16 protein-coding genes and 1 riboswitch are annotated in these 16,864 nt (G+C 39.8%); of the genes, 13 read left to right on the top strand and 3 right to left on the bottom strand.

Annotation, left to right across the window (positions count from 1 at the left end):
• Positions 1-80: 80 nt before the first annotated feature.
• The 6 genes from ACFOZY_RS03035 to ACFOZY_RS03010 all read left to right on the top strand — a co-directional run bounded on the left by ACFOZY_RS03035 (position 81) and on the right by ACFOZY_RS03010 (position 6,559).
• Positions 81-1,163 carry an SDR family oxidoreductase gene (locus tag ACFOZY_RS03035; protein WP_378152110.1) on the top strand — a complete coding sequence of 361 codons (1,083 nt, stop codon included), beginning with the start codon at positions 81-83 and terminating at the stop codon, positions 1,161-1,163.
• 66 nt (positions 1,164-1,229) lie between these two features.
• A riboswitch (yybP-ykoY riboswitch) is annotated at positions 1,230-1,409 on the top strand.
• Between the two features lie 5 nt (positions 1,410-1,414).
• On the top strand, positions 1,415-2,176 hold the full coding sequence (locus tag ACFOZY_RS03030; protein ID WP_378152108.1) for a TerC family protein: 762 nt from the start codon (positions 1,415-1,417) through the stop codon (positions 2,174-2,176).
• 166 nt (positions 2,177-2,342) lie between these two features.
• Positions 2,343-3,065, top strand: a complete 723-nt coding sequence (locus ACFOZY_RS03025; RefSeq protein ID WP_378152106.1) for a hypothetical protein — start codon at positions 2,343-2,345, stop codon at positions 3,063-3,065.
• Positions 3,066-3,161: 96 nt separating this feature from the next.
• On the top strand, positions 3,162-3,911 hold the full coding sequence (sigI, locus tag ACFOZY_RS03020; RefSeq protein ID WP_378152104.1) for an RNA polymerase sigma-I factor: 750 nt from the start codon (positions 3,162-3,164) through the stop codon (positions 3,909-3,911).
• 1 nt (position 3,912) lies between these two features.
• The gene (locus tag ACFOZY_RS03015; RefSeq protein WP_378152102.1) at positions 3,913-4,989 is read left to right on the top strand and encodes an anti-sigma factor domain-containing protein; all 1,077 of its coding nucleotides are present in this window, start codon (positions 3,913-3,915) and stop codon (positions 4,987-4,989) included.
• Positions 4,990-5,203: 214 nt separating this feature from the next.
• Positions 5,204-6,559: a TrkH family potassium uptake protein gene (locus tag ACFOZY_RS03010; protein WP_378152101.1), complete on the top strand. Its 1,356-nt coding sequence runs from the start codon at positions 5,204-5,206 to the stop codon at positions 6,557-6,559.
• A gap of 446 nt (positions 6,560-7,005) precedes the next feature.
• Here the strand turns inward: ACFOZY_RS03010 and ACFOZY_RS03005 are convergent, their stop codons facing one another.
• Positions 7,006-8,751 carry a B12-binding domain-containing radical SAM protein gene (locus ACFOZY_RS03005; protein ID WP_378152099.1) on the bottom strand — a complete coding sequence of 582 codons (1,746 nt, stop codon included), beginning with the start codon at positions 8,749-8,751 and terminating at the stop codon, positions 7,006-7,008.
• A 188-nt stretch (positions 8,752-8,939) separates the two neighbouring features.
• Between ACFOZY_RS03005 and ACFOZY_RS03000 the strand changes: the two genes are divergently transcribed.
• Positions 8,940-10,379: an ATP-binding protein gene (locus ACFOZY_RS03000; RefSeq protein ID WP_378152097.1), complete on the top strand. Its 1,440-nt coding sequence runs from the start codon at positions 8,940-8,942 to the stop codon at positions 10,377-10,379.
• A 92-nt stretch (positions 10,380-10,471) separates the two neighbouring features.
• Positions 10,472-10,915 (top strand): MarR family winged helix-turn-helix transcriptional regulator, encoded by a 444-nt coding sequence (locus ACFOZY_RS02995; protein WP_378152095.1) that lies wholly within the window; start codon positions 10,472-10,474, stop codon positions 10,913-10,915.
• Positions 10,916-10,980: 65 nt separating this feature from the next.
• On the opposite strand, the gene ACFOZY_RS02990 is transcribed toward ACFOZY_RS02995, so the two are convergent.
• Complete coding sequence (locus ACFOZY_RS02990) at positions 10,981-11,679, bottom strand: hypothetical protein (protein WP_378152093.1); 699 nt, start codon at positions 11,677-11,679, stop codon at positions 10,981-10,983.
• Between the two features lie 74 nt (positions 11,680-11,753).
• Positions 11,754-11,942: a YkvS family protein gene (locus tag ACFOZY_RS02985; protein ID WP_378152091.1), complete on the bottom strand. Its 189-nt coding sequence runs from the start codon at positions 11,940-11,942 to the stop codon at positions 11,754-11,756.
• 350 nt (positions 11,943-12,292) lie between these two features.
• Between ACFOZY_RS02985 and ACFOZY_RS02980 the strand changes: the two genes are divergently transcribed.
• The 5 genes from ACFOZY_RS02980 (at position 12,293) to ACFOZY_RS02960 (ending at position 16,863) form a co-directional block, all read left to right on the top strand.
• Positions 12,293-12,478 (top strand): aspartyl-phosphate phosphatase Spo0E family protein, encoded by a 186-nt coding sequence (locus ACFOZY_RS02980; protein ID WP_378152089.1) that lies wholly within the window; start codon positions 12,293-12,295, stop codon positions 12,476-12,478.
• Between the two features lie 18 nt (positions 12,479-12,496).
• Positions 12,497-13,438, top strand: coding sequence for an AAA family ATPase (locus tag ACFOZY_RS02975; protein ID WP_378152087.1), 942 nt, complete (start codon positions 12,497-12,499; stop codon positions 13,436-13,438).
• Entirely contained in the window at positions 13,435-14,619 is a 1,185-nt protein-coding gene (locus ACFOZY_RS02970; RefSeq protein ID WP_378152085.1) for a DUF58 domain-containing protein, read from the top strand. Before ACFOZY_RS02975 ends, ACFOZY_RS02970 begins: the two co-directional genes overlap by 4 nt.
• Positions 14,592-15,824 carry a hypothetical protein gene (locus tag ACFOZY_RS02965; RefSeq protein WP_378152083.1) on the top strand — a complete coding sequence of 411 codons (1,233 nt, stop codon included), beginning with the start codon at positions 14,592-14,594 and terminating at the stop codon, positions 15,822-15,824. The genes ACFOZY_RS02970 and ACFOZY_RS02965 overlap by 28 nt, the downstream gene beginning before the upstream one ends.
• A gap of 166 nt (positions 15,825-15,990) precedes the next feature.
• Positions 15,991-16,863, top strand: a complete 873-nt coding sequence (locus ACFOZY_RS02960) for an NAD(P)-dependent oxidoreductase (RefSeq protein ID WP_378152081.1) — start codon at positions 15,991-15,993, stop codon at positions 16,861-16,863.
• The last annotated feature ends 1 nt before the right edge of the window (position 16,864 follow it).

Raw genomic sequence — 16,864 nt, 5'->3', positions numbered from 1 at the left:
CGTGGAGGTTTTTTGTTGAAATCCCTAAATATTCTGCCTCGTTGTTTGCTATAATTTTGTTAAATAAAGGGGGATGGAAGATGGCAGTTTTCGTAACAGGTTTTCCCGGGTTTCTCACATCCAGAATCGTAAAACAGCTTCTGAACAGAGGGGAAGAGAAAATTTTTGCTTTAGTACTACAAACAGAATGGGAGAAGGCCGAGCGGAGAATGGAAGAGCTGTTAATCGAAGTCGGTGGAAGTTTCAGAATTGAACTAGTTGTCGGGGATATTACGCAACCGGACCTTGGATTAGATCAGCAAACCGCTCAGCGATTAAAAGATGAAGTGGAGTTTGTCTGGCATTTGGCAGCGATATACGATTTAGCTGTCCCTCAAGATGTTGCAAAAAAAGTGAATGTGACAGGTACGGAAACGGTTAATGCATTCGTTCGTCAATTGCCTAAGTTAAAGCGATATATGTATTTCAGTACAGCTTATGTTGCTGGACGGAGAGACGGAGTATTACGGGAAGATGAATTAATCCGTCCTAAGTCATTCAAAAACCATTACGAAGAAACGAAATTTGAAGCAGAATTATTAGTGGAAGAGTTAAAAGGGGAATTGCCGATTACGATAATAAGGCCGGGAATTGTAAGAGGAGACTCAGTCACTGGGGAAACCATTAAATTTGATGGCCCTTATTTTTTCCTTATAATGATTGACCGATTAAGAAAGTTGCCGATCATTCCGTACGTCGGACGTTCATATTCAACCATCAATGTAGTTCCAGTGGATTATATCGTGAATGCATCGATCTATCTGTGTTATTTAGAGGACGCTGAGAACCACACCGTCCATTTAACAGACCCACGCCCGTATCCTGTAGAAGAGGTTTACCGGGCTATGGTTTTTGGTTTGACTGGCAAGCCGCCGACTGGGAGGATCCCTTTGAAAATGGCAAGAGCAGGACTTTCAGTAAAATCGATCCGCTCCTTGCTCGGAGTCGAGCAGGAGACGCTTGACTACTTGACTTGGAATGCAAATTTCGACACCTCAAATGCTGAGCGACTTCTCAAAGACAGCGGAATTGAGTGTGCGGATTTTCTTTCAACGATGCGGCCGATGATTCAGTTTTATACAGCAAATAGGAATAAGAAGGAATTTTTTATCGAGATCAAGTAGCTATCAGTTTACTTTAAAGACTTTTGTAGTATATTATTATTAAAGGAATTGAATAATAACTTTTGACATCATGTCAAAGGGGAGTAGCTTTAGGGAAACCTATTTCATAATCGTCATTACATGGCTGAACGCCATCGGTTATGATAGCTCTACGTTTACGGTACCGTTCCGTCAAACATGTGCTTAGCGAGACCTTTGCCTTATTTTAAGGCAGAGGTCTTTTTATTTTTGACTTTAGGAGGAATTACAACATGGAAGCAATATTATTGGAATACGGTTGGGTCTTATTGATCTTAATCGTCTTGGAAGGGTTATTAGCCGCTGACAACGCAGTTGTAATGGCGGTCATGGTTAAACACTTGCCACGAGAACAACAGAAAAAAGCATTATTCTACGGTTTGGCAGGTGCTTTCGTATTTCGTTTCACCGCATTGTTCCTCATTACGTTCTTGGTTAACATTTGGCAGATTCAAGCACTGGGAGCAGCTTATCTTTTATATATCTCTATTAAACATATATATGATCAGAGGAAACACAAAGGTGAAGAACATGAAATTAAGGAGCCTAAAAAACAATCCGGTTTCTGGATGACAGTTGTTAAGGTAGAAGTTGCGGATATCGCATTTGCAATCGACTCCATGTTAGCGGCAGTTGCTCTTGCTGTGACTTTGCCTGAACTTGGAAACTTCCATATCGGCGGCATTAATGGTGGGCAATTCATCGTTATGTTATTAGGTGGTTTAATCGGTTTAGTCATTATGCGTTTCGCTGCAACTTGGTTTGTGAAGCTTCTTGAGAAATATCCTTCACTGGAAACAGCGGCATTTCTTATTGTCGGTTGGGTAGGTGTGAAGCTTGCCGTCCTTACGTTAGCACATAAAAATGTTGGGATCATCGATCCGCATTTCCCTCATTCAGTTGGTTGGGAAATTACCTTCTACGGCATATTGATTATTATCGCAGCAAGTGGATATATATTAGGCGTTATAAAAAGTAAAAAAGAAGAATCTTAACAATAATTGACCAAAGACCGTCCCATGGGATGGTCTTTTTTGTGTTTAAAAAGACAAATATATTAAATTCAACTCTTTTTTAATTTCTTTTTACCCCCATAAATTAAATTTCTGTAACGAAGGGTATAAGAGAGTATATAAAATTACTCAATGAAGAGGTGATCGCATGAAGCGGCAATTGAAAAAAGCCGGAATGTATGTAATTGCACTATCTTTATGCTTTTCCGCAGCGAATTTTGCGTTTGCGCAAGGAACGGTGAAAACGATCAATATGAATGAAATTTCAGCACCTTCTCCAAAGGGAGTTGAACAATCATTATCAGAAATTCCTTTTATTCCAAGTGGATATACTGCAAATAATATATTTGCTTTATCCATGGCACTGGAACAAGTGAATAACCCGCGAGCTAGCATGATCCTTCAACGGAACATAGATTTGGCTATTGCAAAATGGGAAAAGGAACAAGAGTTAAAGGAGCAGCGAGCTAAAATACTGGCTGCTGAGAAAAGAAAAAAAGCTTTAGCAGCAAAACAAAAAGCAAAATATAAAACAAAAAAAGTAGCAACTGCCTCAAAAAAACAAGCAACTGATGATAAAGAGGAAAATAAAGTAGCTGCTGCAACTGAAGACTCCCCTGTAGAAGTTTCTGCAGAAGAGGAGGAAAAAGCCAAGGAAGAGGCTGGAAAATCCAAAGAGAATGCTGAAAAAGAAGCTGCAAAAGAAAATAAAAAGGCAAAAAAAGAAGATGAAAAGGAAAAAAAAGAAGATAAAAAAAAGAAAAAAAAGAAACGTGACAAAGATGATGATAAAGATGAAGATGACCAGAGTGCATCAGACGAAAACGACAGCGAACCAGTGGAAAATCCTGAAGGAAACGGCGATCACTGAACGTAACCGAACGACGATAATCCTTTTCAATTAATCTCATACCGTTTACAATCAATTACAGTTATTCTATTGTAACGGGGGTGAGATTAGTTGCTTTTGTCAACCATTTACGGATTTTTTAAAAGGAATAATAATAGTGATACAAGCATAGAGGAAACGGTGGTAGAAGCTCAAAACGGGAGCGAGAAGGCTGTTGACGCTATTCTCGTCTCCTACACCCCTTTCGTAAAAAAGACCGCTTCACTAGTCTGTAAAAAATATATAACTGACCAAGATGATGAATATAGTATTGCTCTACTCGCTTTCCACGAAGCGATTGTTAAATATAAAAATGATAGAAATGCCTCTTTTCTGACATTTGCACATTTGCTGATCAAACGAAAACTAATTGACCATATCCGTAAAGAAGTGCGCGTGAAAGAAGTAAGTTTTGGTATGGCTGACTCTGATTCAGATGAACCGGATCTATTGACCAAATTTGAGCATTCTTCCTCGATTGAACATTTTACAGAGGAACAGAGAGCATCTGATCGAAGAGAGGAAATGCAACGGTACGGAGAACTGTTAGAAAGTTACGGGTTATCATTTGAGGAATTGGTATCTGTATCACCTAAACATGCCGATGCACGCCAAACGGCTATTGAGATTGCTGAAATTATTGCCGGAACTGAAGAATTTAATCAGTATGTCATAGAGAAAAAGAGGCTGCCGATTAAAGAATTAGAAGAGTTAGTCGAAGTTTCAAGGAAAACAATCGAGCGGCAAAGGAAATACATATTGGCGCTGGTTCTCCTATTGGGAAGCGACTTTGAGGTGCTAAAGGAATATTTAAAAGGGCGGATGTAGAATGTCTAAAAAAGGAATTGTTTGTGAAATCAAAAAAGAATACTGTGTTTTTTTGACGTCTGACGGACAATTCATGCGTGGCATTCCCATGGATGCAAATGTGCTTGTCGGTGAAGAAGCTGACTTCCATGAATTTGTAGCAGCATCTAAGAAACGTTCTATAAAGCGCACTGTCTTCCCCATCATTGCAGCAGCAGCTATGTTTGTTCTTTTGTTTGCAACGGTGTTAAATCCTTCCCAATCGGTATATGCATATGTGCAAGTAGGTGGAAGCGAGACAGTGGAGTTCGGTGTTGATGAAAACGGTCAGGTTGTCGATGTTCGTACCCTTAATGGAAAAGATATAGAATTTGAAACCAGCTTATATAAAGGTAAACCTGTTAAGGAAGTAATTGAAAATCTAATTTTGACTGATGACAATCAGAGTGAATTGGTTTCCATTACTACCGTATACACCAAAAAAGCAACAAACAGCAACTCTAAGGAAGAGATTGAGCAAGCGATCTCGGAAGTGGAGGCCAAGCTTTATGGAAAAGCAGTTACTGTTTTTGAGGCGACAGAAAAAGACCGTAATGAAGCAAATGAAAAAGGTTTGGCGATTCAACAACACTTGACTACAAAGAAACCTGAACAGAAAAAAACTAAACATGATCAAAATAAGAAACCGGATGTAAACTCTGGACAAGAGAAAAATAAAAATGGTCAAAATTCAAATTCACCGGAGAAATCGAATAATCAAAAAAATGATAACAAAAATGAAAGTAATTCAGGAAATAATAAAGGTAAGAATCCTAATTCGAAAAAACAACCTGAAAATGAAATGAAACAAAATCAAAATCAAAATCAAAATCAAAATCAAAATAAGAAAGATCAAGATACGGATAAAGATAATGAAAAAAAAGAAGAATCAAAGGATAAAAACAACAGCCCTGACTCCGAAAAGGGCAATGGTAGTGGAAGTAATGGCGGCAACGGAAAAGGAAGCGGCAACGGAAATGGAAATGGAAATAGCAACGGCAACGGCAACGGAAATAGCAACGGAAATGGCCAAGGCAATAGTAAAGACAAAGGCAAATGAAAAAAAGAAGATTACGAAGAAAAAGATGAATGATATTCTTCTACGAAATATCTGCTATGATGGATTCACGTGCTAAACGCCCGCGTGTGCCTCATTTGCAGATATTTTCTTTTTCTTCCGATTCGACTACTTTGCAACGCAGGCTTTATTTTTCAAACAGGTTTGTCTAAAATAGGGGAATAATCTCTTTCGAATTTGAAAGGAAAAATAGAAAATGAGAAAAACTTTTAAATTAGATAATTTACGAAGATATACGCCCGCACAGTTGATCGTTTTCTATTATTTTGTAGCAATAACGATCTCTTTCATTTTGCTAAGCCTACCTGGTGTTCATAAGGAAGGTGTGAAGGTAGAGGCGATAGATACTCTCTTCACAGCGGTCAGCGCAGTTAGTGTTACTGGCTTAACAACAATCAGCCTCGCCGATACTTACACAGAATACGGGATCTGGATGATCATCATCATCCTTCAATTAGGTGGAATCGGCATCATGTCAATCGGTACATTTTTCTGGCTACTCGTCCGAAAGAAAATCGGTTTACGTGAACGCCAACTGATTATGGTGGACCACAATCAGTACAATATGTCAGGTGCCGTTTCACTGATTAAAGAAGTTATTAAAATAATTTTGTTGATTGAATTGATTGGTGGATTGATTTTCACATTATACATGCTGAAAGACTACGAATCGTTTTACGATGCGTTTCTTCAAGGATTGTTTATGTCTGTCTCGGCAACTACAAATGCCGGGCTCGATATTACTGGGAATTCCCTTTTGATGTATCATAATGATTATTTCGTCCAATTTATCACGATTATTTTAATCATATTAGGTGCCATTGGCTTCCCTGTTCTTATAGAAGTAAAGTCGTTTTTATCTAACAGAGTTCCGAATTTCCGTTTTTCTTTGTTTACCAAGATTACGACTGTCACATTCGGGATTTTGCTTGCAGTTGGTACATTTTTCATTTTGTTATTGGAAAGTTTCCACTCTTTTAAAGGAATGACTTGGCACGAAAGATTCTTCACAGCGTTATTCCATTCTGTTTCTTCGCGTTCTGCAGGACTTACGACATTTGATGTAACCCAATTCAGTGAAGCGACGGAAGTGTTCGTAAGTTTCCTAATGTTCATAGGTGCCTCCCCAAGCTCAGTCGGCGGAGGGATCAGGACCACGACATTTGCGATTGCGATCTTGTTTTTGATTAATTTTGCGAGAGGGAAGGATGTTATCCAAGTCTTTAACAGGGAAGTCAAGCTGATTGATGTGTATCGCTCCTATGCGGTTATCATTCTTGCAGTGTTCATGGTTATCATCGCCACGATTCTGTTGCTTATATCCGAACCGGCTATTCCTGTCACTGCTATCGTTTTTGAAATCACTTCAGCATTTGGAACATGTGGAATGTCGCTCGGAATTACAGGAGATCTATCTAATTTCGGGAAATTTGTTATCATGATCCTAATGTTCGTCGGACGTGTCGGTCTGATATCGTTCTTATACACTTTAGGTGGACGGAACAACAAAACGAATATCTCCTATCCAAAAGAACGCGTGATTATCGGATAATACAAAGAAAAGGCTGAGCCACATTTGTGGGCTCAGCCTTTTCGACTAAATTTCTAATGAATATTGATGTATTAAACCATTACCGGACATCTACACCTTATCCAACATGGAATCCTATTTGATTACGAAGCAGTCCAAGCTGTTTCGTAACTGGATATTCCAACTATATCACAAACAACCTTGCGGAAAAAAAGATATTCGTTAATGTCTATTTGACATGTAATCCTTTTGTTTAGCGGCATCTATTGCTTGAAGTGTAGGCGCCGACTCCTGCGGGAAGAGCGTGAGCCTTGAGACCCCACAGGCAGCGAAGCGAACGAGGAGGCTCAAGCCCTGCCCCGCGGAAAGCGTGCGCAGAAACGGAAAGCAAGATTTAGAAAAGAGTTTATTGTCAGCAAGCTGAAAAGCTGAGCCGAATTATGGCTCAGCCTTAACAAATGGGAGTATCAAACTGTTTCCTTCTGGAGGAACAGGAATTCAGGCTCTTGGCCGTTTTGGAAGAGAGTTAACAGATAGCCTTCGCTTTCCTCGATCAACCCATCCTCGTAAGATTCGAGATCCAATGCAATAGGGATCAGATACGTTTGTTTATAGAGAGTCCGTTCATTCAGCTCCCATTCAACAAATCTTTCCCCGGCTATAGTCGGTTCCTCAAGTAAGCGACGATAAATAGCCGATTGGTCCTCTTTGGTCATCTCTTTTTCCCACCATGGTTTACGGGGCTGGAATTTATGACTTGATAAGTAGTCCAGCTTCATAAGACTTCTCACGATTTTCATATTCGCACGTCCATCATGTAGTAGGAATTGCTCTAACCGTTTAAATAAGTCCTCCAGCTGATGACCAATCCGCGACCAACCAATCTCTTCCCAATAAGTACCGAACTCTTGGAAGAAATCGAACGGGGAAGGGAAAACGACTGAAACTAAATACTCGACTGTCCGGTCCATTCGATGAGCATTCCAATATTTCTCCAACACGTCTTCCGTTTGTTTAATGCGAAGCATATCATCGAAGTTCAGTACATTGTTTGAAAAGATTTCGTAAGGCGCTCTGTCGACATACACATATCCATATTGTTCTGCCTGCAGGCGAAGACCAGTTCCACGAAGTAACTTCAAGAATCCCAATTGAAGTTCTTCCGGACGAAGGACGAATACATCATTAAATGTGTTACGGAACGAGTCATAATCCTCCTCAGGCAATCCTGCGATCAAGTCAAGATGTTGGGCAATCTTGCCGCCTTCTTTTACCATTCGGACAGTACGGGATAACTTCTCAAAATTTTGTCTTCGCTTAACTAATTCGTTTGTTAAATCATTTGTCGATTGAACTCCGATTTCAAAACGGAATAGTCCGGCTGGCGCATTTTCGTTCAAGAACTGGATGACTTCCGGTCGCATGATATCACCTGTTATTTCAAACTGGAACACCGTCCCCGGTACATGTTCGTCAATGAGGAATTGAAACATTTCCATCGCATAGCTACGGCTAATATTGAAGGTCCGATCGACAAACTTGATTGTCCGTGCCCCATTCGCCATTAAATAACGGATATCTTCCTTAATTCGTTCTCTGTTGAAGTAACGGACGCCGACCTCGATGGAAGAGAGGCAAAATTGGCAATTGAACGGGCAGCCACGGCTTGTTTCGATATAGAGGATTCGTTTTCCTAATTCCGGAATATCTTCTTCGAAACGGAAGGGAGAAGGTAGTTCCTTCAAATCCAGTTTTGGTCCTCCCGCATGTACTTTTAACTTTCCTTCTAATATATATGCAATTCCAGGTACGCTTTCCAAAGATTTATTCCCTGCATAGACATGAAGCAGGTCCTTGTAAACTGCTTCCCCTTCTCCCATAACAATGACATCGACTTCTGGTAATCGTTTTAGCCAATATCCTGCATCGTATGTAACTTCGGGACCGCCGAGGATGATTTTTGTTGAAGGGCTTACTTTTTTCAACAAACGGATCACTGTCACAGTTTCTTCTATGTTCCAAATATAGCAGCTGAAACCGACAACATCGGGCTTTTTACTATACAAATCGGCAACAATGTTGATGGCTGGATCTTTGATTGTGTATTCAGCAATTTCAGGGTCGAATTCAGGTCGTGCATATGCACGCAAATAACGAATGGCTAAATTGGCGTGAATATATTTTGCATTTAAAGTAGCTAAGATTGTGTTCATTTATTTGTCTCCTTTTCATTATTAATCTTACCAGTGGTGTGCAAATGGGACAATATAAACCGAAAGGACTATTCATTCGACAGGTACATTATGGAATAATCTCTATTAATAAGGAAATTATTTTATCTGCATAATGTACGGACTTGTCTCATATTTTGTAGTAAAAGAGTGAGGAGGTGCGAGCCATTTTGGAAGATTATGACCTATTTTCGGGTTTTAACTTGTTGTTCAATGAGGCCAAAGAACCCGTTGCCATTATAGATGGAACGAGAATCCAACATGTCAATAAAGCTGCAAAACAAATATTGGGATTAGAAACGGGGTATGATTTCCTGCTCTTATTAGAAAAGGAATCACATAAGACTTGGTCTGCTTTTGTAGAACAGTCAAAAAAAGAGGGGCAGTCTTCAAGCGAAGTCAAGTTTACATTGAAAAGTGGAAAATCCACTTCACTGAAAGCCCGTTCAACTTACCAGTCTTCAACCGATTTACTGATTGTTCGATTCGACTTCACAATGACAATTCCGGAAGTCCTTTCGCAAATCAATCTTTTTGATTCGCGTTTTATACGGATTTTCAATACGACGTTAACAGGTATTATTCTTAATGATGAAAATGGTGTGATCGTCGATGCGAATGATCGAGCATGTGACTTTTTGGGTATTCAAAAGAATAGTTTGATAGGAAAAGGGATTTCCATTTTATTTGATTTATTCCCGGAAGAACGAGACAAGGTAAATGACTATATTTTACAAGCAAAAGATGTGGGATTCTCGCAAACCGTTTTCAAATGTAATGTAGGGCATGAGGTGGAAGAAAATTACTACCACTTCACTACATCCAGGTACGACAAGAAACACCTCTATATCACTATTATTAGAGATGAAACTGAGAAGGAAATGATGAAGTTTCAAATTGAACATAATAACTCACTTTCTACGTTAGGTCAGTTAGCCGCAAGTATTGCCCATGAAATTAGAAACCCCATGACGTCCCTAAAAGGATTTACCGAGTTGCTTAAACTGTCAACGAACGAGGAAGGGAAATCCTACTTAGCAGTGATTGACCAAGAGTTAAACCGGATGGATTCCATTTTGAATGAGTTCCTCATCTTATCAAAGCCTCTGAAAATGGACAAGGTCCTTGTTTCAATCCACGAAATCATTATGGACGTTGTTAATATCATGCAACCGCAGGCAGTAATGAAGAACTTATTAATCCACTTTGATATAACTTCTGAATACGACCAGATTCTGATGGAACCGAATCGGATGAAGCAAGTGTTGATTAATCTTATTAAAAATGCAATTGAGGTATCTGATGAAGGTGGACAAGTTGGAATAAAAACAGAATTAGAGAATCCGGATCTATTGAAAATCTCGATCATTGATGAGGGAATAGGCTTAACCGAACATCAGATTGAACAGATTTTCCTTCCTTTCTTTACGACAAAAGTTCAAGGAACCGGACTTGGTCTGCCGTTTGTTTTGAAAACTGTAGAGGAACATGGAGGAACTATTCAAGTGAGTAGTAAACTTGGAGAGGGAACCACTTTTTATATCCTTCTTCCTCTGAATCAAAAAGAGGAAACATTTGATGACCAATGTGTGGATGGAATTTTGTCCTAATGACGGATTTCATTTAAGGTGCTTTTGACAAAGCTTCTGATTTCCCGATATAATGTCAAGTAATAACAGTTTCGGGTGAAGGATGAAGAGATATGTCGATAGAAAAAGAGAATGAATCATTACGGTTATTTGTTGTCCTGTCAAGAGCAACCAAAGTTTTACATGAACAGGCAAATTCCTTCTTTCAAGAAAATGGATTAAATCCGACAGAATTTGCTGTGCTGGAACTTCTTTATCACAAAGGCAACCAGCCCTTGCAGAAAATTGGAAATAAGATCCTCTTGGCGAGCGGTTCTATTACGTATGTCATTGACAAGTTGGAAAAACGAGGTCTTATTCGCCGGGTAAGTTGTCCGACAGACCGCCGGGTAACGTTTGCGGAGATTTCGGAGGACGGTAAAGAGTTAATGGACAAGCTGTTCCCAGAGCACGAACAAAATATTCACAGCTTAATGGATGTACTTTCAAACGAGGAAAAAAAACAAGCATCTGAAATTCTTAAGAAATTAGGGCTTTCAATTAAGGATTTATCTTAAAAACAGTTAAGAAAAGGAGATTCCAATGCCGGTTTCGGCAAGGAATCTCCTTTTTTGTATAGTGATTATTTTACGTTTACTGTTTCGCCCATTTTCAATAAGGCATCAGTCAAGTTAGCATCATTCCGGTCAAAAATAGTGAGGCGTACAATTAGGTCGCCGCGCTCGAATACATAACCGGAAATTGTACCAATTTCTTTCGGAACTTCATAACCGACTGCATTTTTAATTCCTTCGCCTGCAGGTAGTTTTCCTTCTTCAGTGATTGTCACAGGCTCTTCATCAATTGAGATGGCCGCCATCGTCTCCATCATATTCTTCAGTATGACTTCATAATCAGCATCATCCGTAGAAATTGTTTCAATCCGCATGAACACAGAATCATTTTCAGTTGCATATAGAGCGTCTTTATTTGGCTCTTCACCCGTCAGTTCATAGCCATCCAATTTATATAATGAGTAGTTTTGCTGATCGCTCTCAGTTAAATAACCGATTTCTTCTTTTTGCTCTCCGTTAAGCGTATAAGTCAATGAAGCTTCGTCTTCACGCAATGCCGGTTCTTCACTGGAATCGTCATCGACTGGCTCGTCAATTGTTTCAGTAGAATCATCTTCTTTTTGCTCTCCATCTGTTTGCTCAGAAGGTTGCTGTTGTTCAGTTGTGGAATCCTCTTTTTGTTTGGTGTTATCTTCATCGGAAGTACATGCCGCTAAAAACAATGCGGATGCTAATAGAATAGATAGTGATGTCCATTTTAAATTCATGGTAGTTCCTCCTCTACAAATAGTTAGACGATGATGTACTGTTTTGGTTTCATATGATAAGGAGTGACATGGAATTAGTCTTCATTGCTATATAAGATTTTATAGCGTTTATGATTCACAACGGTTTTTTCTTCAAGCTCCAATTGCTCGAAGTTTTCCATATATGTTAAGTCTACGATAACCGAGTTCTCATTGACTTTTTCAACAATACCTTGCAAACCGTCTTTGAATTCAATAATATTCCCGATTTCTGCAATTTTCATAGAATAATAACTCCTTTACAAACTAATACAATACAGTTTGCCTTAATATCGAAAGGTAGTAAAGCCTTTTTTGGAAATTTTCCAATGTATTCGTGAAATAATTCGGGAATAACTTCTTAATCATATATAAATAAATATTTGTATAATAAATGGAGGAGAAAGATGATCATTGTTGGATTGAAAGGATTAAATTCACAAAGGATTACTTTGGGGATTTGGCGAAAAAATTGAAAGTTTTGTCTGAAACTTGAAAGAAATGTCGGAAAATGTCGTCAAGTTAATGATTCTATAAAGTGGAAAATCGTGTATAATAGGATTTCAGGAAATTCATATGGAACGGAGGTCTGCAGTTGAAAGGCACTTTATTGAAAGATATAGAAGATACTCGTGCAGAAATGATCGAGACCGCTCTCGAAAAAGGAATTTCAAATGCAGAAACAATCCGTTTAAGCAAGCAGTTGGACCATTTATTGAATATGTATAATCTTAGCACCAGATTAAAGCAGACACAGAAAAAATATAAGCTGCGGAAATAATCGGAGCAACTGGAGGAAATGATGAGAAAACTGGATGCGCTTAGGTCAGAATTGGAACGTTCTGTAATTGGAAGGAAAAGTGAATTCGATTTGATGATCATCGCAATGATTCAGCAAGGTCATGTGCTTTTAGAAAGTGTGCCCGGTTCGGGTAAAACATTAATGGCTAAATCATTTGCAGGAGCTATAGCGGGGCAATTTAGACGGATGCAGTTTACACCGGATGTCCTACCTTCGGATGTGACGGGTATCCGTTTTTTCAACCCGCGGGATCAGGATTTTGTTCTACGAATAGGACCAATACATACGAATATCCTTTTAGCTGATGAAATAAACCGTGCAACTCCGAGAACCCAATCCAGTCTACTTGAAGCGATGGAAGAAAAACAAGTGACAATTGATGGGGAAACGGTCAAACTTCCTAACCCCTTTATGGTTATTGCCACTCAAAATCCAGTGGAATCCCAACAAGGGACTTTCCCTCTTCCTGCAGCCCAGCTCGATCGCTTCTTATTCAGAATTGAAATTGGCTATCCTGACTTAGATGAGGAAAAGAAAATATTAGCTGATTTTGGTAAAAACCCTGGCAAGGTGATGGCGGATTCAATTGTTTCGTTGGAAGATGTCATGCGGTGGTCCAAAGAAGTGAAAGAGATTGCTGTTCATGAGGATATTCAAGCATATATTGTACATATTGTCCGAGCGACGAGAGAGCATCATTCAATTGAAATCGGACTTAGCTCGCGGGCAGCACTTGCCATCTTACAGGCTGCGCAGGGGATGTCTTTCTTAGAAGGACGTAATTTTACGAATCCTGATGATGTGAAAGCTGTACTTCCACATATTGCAGGACACCGGATTGTTTTGACACCTGAAGGCATGTTAACGCGCGAAGTAGGCGAAGTGATGGAAGAGATTGTTTCATCCGTGCCAGCTCCGGTAGAGGCTGTGATGAAATGAATGAGTGGATCCGAGACGAAGGAGGGGGCAAAGCGTTTGAAAAGCTTCTGTCCCCTTTAGTTTTATTTGCTATTATCGCAATTTTCTTAATGCAGTATGAGGCTGCGGCAGTTCTCTCTATGTTAGCAGGTGTCATTGGACTTCAGCACTATTATTTTAAACGGATGGGAAAAGGATTAAGCTTTGACAATTCAAGGGTTCGGAAAAGAACGATTTCCGGTACTGCATCTTATTGGGAAATAGTGTTCACCAATACAGGACTGCCTATTTGGAACGCAAACGTGACCATCACTTTCCAAGACGCTGTAATGCCAAGCGGAATGGAGAGTAGAGAAAATCATTCCGCACTTTACGAGGTCACTGTTCCATTTATGATTGGACGAAAAGAAAAAGCAGTTCTTCGTATCCCTGTAGAAGGGGTGAAGAGGGGACTGTCAAAAATCAAGAAATTAGAAGTGGAGATTCCTCACCCTTTTAGTGAGGGAAGTCTCCGTATGCAATATAGTAAATATTTGATGAAAGAACATATCGTGTATCCTCCGATTCATGTGATAACAGATCCTTGGAAACCGGCTTCGCTAAAGCCAGGACACTATGATGATAAACATTCTGTTTTCGATGATCCGTATTTGCCGGTGGGTACACGTGATTATTTGCCGACTGATCAGTTCCAGCACATTCATTGGAAAGCGACAGCTCGTATGCAATCGCTCCAAACAAAGGTATTTACAAAGGTATCCAATCAATCTGTATTATTCGTTTTAAATGCTCAAAATCGCTATTCAATAATTCCAGATTTGGAGGAGAAAATGGAAAGGCTCGCGTCGTATGCGGAATATTGCTATCGGAACGGGATTCCATATTCTCTTGCGATTAATATCCGTACGTACGGCAAATCTCCTTTCCTCTATTTGCCGACAGGAGATGGAGGCATACAAAGACAACGGGTAATGGATTTGTTAGCCAGTATCTCACAAAATGATATGACGATGCCTTTTAGTCATATGCTGAAATCGTTGCAAGTAAGGGAAGGTCTCCCGGTAATGTCGGTTGTAATGACTCATGATGTCCGATCGTTTACACCTATTTTGAATGAATGGCGTAATGAGACGAAGCTTCACTTGGAAGGAACTGAAGTAAAGGGGGGAGCAGAATGGCGAATTCGGCAAGCGTCCGTTTAATCCAAGTTGTATCTCCCGGAAAATTTATTCAGGACATGTTTTACTTTACCTTGCCCTTAGTATTTTTCTATGGTGAAACCAATATTCCATTGCCATTTGTAGCATTTACTTCGTTCCTGCTAATTGCCATTACTGCAACATTGTTATATCGGAAAAAACCTTACAATACTGGTTCGGCAGTCATGTTAACATGTTTGTTTCTAACGTCAATTCTTATTCTCGAAGGTTCGATAGTCATTTATCTTGTACTATCCACTATTTCGATCTGGCGCTTGCAAGATCGATTCGGCTCTATTCAGCTTGAAGGGGTTTATGACTTACCATTTATAGCAAAGATTTCAGTCCTTTATTCGATCATGGCTGTTGCTTTGACCATGTTCGGTTTAACTTACGAGTTGTCATTATTAACCGTGCTTTTGATTGTTATGGTCATTATTTCAATTGGTACAAGGCTGTTTGAACAATGGCTAAAAGCAGAAAGGGTCAAACAATTTTCGGCTGATGTTGTGAAGCTGTTTTCAGTGGTGACAGGTACTGGTGTTATTGCTTACTTATTTATTCGGAATTTCGGGTCGATGATTCGGGATGGAATCGAGTGGGTGGTCTTAAAAGTTCTTTACCTCTTTTTGCCGTTCATCGGATCTCTTATGGAGAAACCGATTGCCTGGCTTAAAGGCTTGATCGCAGCAAGAAAACCAAGGGAAAGTGAAACCCCTCCAGCTGAGACGGTGTCAGAACAGCGGCAACCCTATGATATTCCTACCGGTTCTGAAGCAAATTTCCCATGGCTGCCGATCATCATCGGAGTTGCAATTGTTATCTTTGCTTTGATCATTTATCGGATGATGAAGAATAGAATTGAGTTTGAAAAAGTAGAATCTCTACCATTTGAAGTGGAGAGAGGAAAAATAGATCATGTCGGAGAAGATGTAGGGGAGAAATGGCTTTACTCAATGGATTCTCATATTGTCAGGGAAGCCTTCATTAAGTTTGAGACTGAAGCTGCCCAAGCTGGTTTTCATCGGAACCGGGAGGAGACGGTGAGGGAATGGTTTAAACGGATGGAGTGGGAAGCAGAGCCACGATTCTTCGAGGTTTATGACTCCGTTCGATATGGTGCCGGAACGATAGCTGAACAGGATGGCATATGGTTTTTGGAACAACTACTGAAAATAAACAAAAAATTTTTTGAAAAAGATGTTTAACGATTGAATAGAAAGGCTATATTATGATTGAACACAGCAACATTCTCATTTCCCCCTTTTGAGGACAGGTTCCGTTAGGATCTGTCCTATTTTTTTGTCCTTTTTATGGTTTTCATCCCCCGCTTTGATACAATAGTTCTATACATAGGAAAGCAGGTGACCCTGAATGGAAAAATCACTATCGATCGGATTTATCGGTACAGGAGTTATGGGGAAAAGTATTGTCCGACATCTCCTAAAGGCTGGTCACAAGCTCACGGTTTATTCGAGAACTAAAGAAAAAGCAGCTGATTTGTTGGAAGAGGGGGCAGTGTGGGCAGATCATCCTTCCGATGCTGCAAAAAATGCTGAAGTCGTCTTTACTATGGTAGGCTATCCTTCAGATGTAGAAGAGGTCTATTTTGGTGAACATGGGATTTTTACTATTGCTGAAAAAGGGCAAATAGTCGTTGACATGACGACATCTGAACCCACATTGGCAATCCGTATTGCGGAGCAGGCCGCTGCCCTCGATATGCATTCTATTGATGCGCCGGTTTCAGGAGGGGATGTAGGGGCAAAGAACGGAACATTATCCATTATGTGCGGCGGAGAAAAAGAAGTGTTCGACCGCTTGCTTCCAGTGTTTAGCTTATTTGGTGGAAATATCGTCTACCAAGGTAAAGCAGGTGCCGGTCAACACACAAAAATGAGTAATCAGATTGCCATTTCCACGAATATGATAGGGGTTTGTGAAGCTCTTGTCTATGCTAAGAAAGCAGGCTTGGATTTGGAAACAGTCTTAAAATCGATTTCTTCCGGTGCTGCGGGTTCGTGGTCATTGTCAAATTATCCTAAAAGAATTTTGCAGGGCGATCTTGAACCGGGCTTTTATATTAAACATTTCTTAAAAGATATGAGAATTGCATTAATGGAAGCTGAACAAATGGGATTAGAACTCCCAGGTTTGAAGCTTGCTAAAGAAATTTATGATCAATTGGCGGAAGATGGATATAAGGAAAAAGGAATTCATGCATTAATCCGTTATTATATGGATTAGG

It is taken from the genome of Chungangia koreensis, from assembly GCF_042651785.1.
Lineage (GTDB): Bacteria > Bacillota > Bacilli > Bacillales_A > Planococcaceae > Chungangia > Chungangia koreensis.
Note: the sequence above shows the minus strand (reverse complement) of the source record. Positions and strands in the feature narration are given on the sequence as shown.

Coding starts and splice junctions, on each gene's coding strand:
- ACFOZY_RS03035 (WP_378152110.1), top strand. CDS start 81: ATGGCAGTTTTCGTAACAGGTTTTCCCGGGTTTCTCACATCCAGAATC.
- ACFOZY_RS03030 (WP_378152108.1), top strand. CDS start 1,415: ATGGAAGCAATATTATTGGAATACGGTTGGGTCTTATTGATCTTAATC.
- ACFOZY_RS03025 (WP_378152106.1), top strand. CDS start 2,343: ATGAAGCGGCAATTGAAAAAAGCCGGAATGTATGTAATTGCACTATCT.
- ACFOZY_RS03015 (WP_378152102.1), top strand. CDS start 3,913: ATGTCTAAAAAAGGAATTGTTTGTGAAATCAAAAAAGAATACTGTGTT.
- ACFOZY_RS03010 (WP_378152101.1), top strand. CDS start 5,204: ATGAGAAAAACTTTTAAATTAGATAATTTACGAAGATATACGCCCGCA.
- ACFOZY_RS03005 (WP_378152099.1), bottom strand. CDS start 8,751: ATGAACACAATCTTAGCTACTTTAAATGCAAAATATATTCACGCCAAT.
- ACFOZY_RS02995 (WP_378152095.1), top strand. CDS start 10,472: ATGTCGATAGAAAAAGAGAATGAATCATTACGGTTATTTGTTGTCCTG.
- ACFOZY_RS02990 (WP_378152093.1), bottom strand. CDS start 11,679: ATGAATTTAAAATGGACATCACTATCTATTCTATTAGCATCCGCATTG.
- ACFOZY_RS02985 (WP_378152091.1), bottom strand. CDS start 11,942: ATGAAAATTGCAGAAATCGGGAATATTATTGAATTCAAAGACGGTTTG.
- ACFOZY_RS02975 (WP_378152087.1), top strand. CDS start 12,497: ATGATGAGAAAACTGGATGCGCTTAGGTCAGAATTGGAACGTTCTGTA.
- ACFOZY_RS02970 (WP_378152085.1), top strand. CDS start 13,435: ATGAATGAGTGGATCCGAGACGAAGGAGGGGGCAAAGCGTTTGAAAAG.
- ACFOZY_RS02965 (WP_378152083.1), top strand. CDS start 14,592: ATGGCGAATTCGGCAAGCGTCCGTTTAATCCAAGTTGTATCTCCCGGA.
- ACFOZY_RS02960 (WP_378152081.1), top strand. CDS start 15,991: ATGGAAAAATCACTATCGATCGGATTTATCGGTACAGGAGTTATGGGG.